Origin of the sequence: Methylobacterium nigriterrae (genome assembly GCF_037106235.1) — a bacterium.
GTDB classification, from domain to species: Bacteria; Pseudomonadota; Alphaproteobacteria; order Rhizobiales; family Beijerinckiaceae; genus Methylobacterium; species Methylobacterium nigriterrae.
Genome location: NZ_JBAWTG010001001.1, coordinates 1 through 259 on the forward strand (window position 1 = coordinate 1; position 259 = coordinate 259).

Genomic DNA, 259 nt, shown 5'->3' on the forward strand with positions numbered 1-259 from the left:
GTGCTGCTCACCATTGCCGTGTTGTTTGCTATGCTGCTTCTGTACGCAACCCGTATTGTCAGAGTAACAGACAAGTTTCGCATGGGCGTGCTGTCGGCGACCTTGGGCATTGCGCTGATGTATCTGCTCTCCATGGTGCTGCAGCTGTTCGGCGTGGCGGTCCCGTTTCTGCATCAGGGCGGCACAGTCGGCATCATTATCAGTGCAATTGTGGTTGTTGTTGCCGCTTTGAACCTAGTGCTTGATTTCGATTTTATTG

The 259-nt window shown here is 52.5% G+C and carries 1 protein-coding gene; it reads left to right on the forward strand.

Going from position 1 to position 259, the window contains the following annotated elements; translation table 11 throughout:
• The coding region (locus WDW90_RS40025) for a Bax inhibitor-1/YccA family membrane protein (protein ID WP_336493108.1) at positions 1–259 on the forward strand (259 nt) is incomplete at both ends.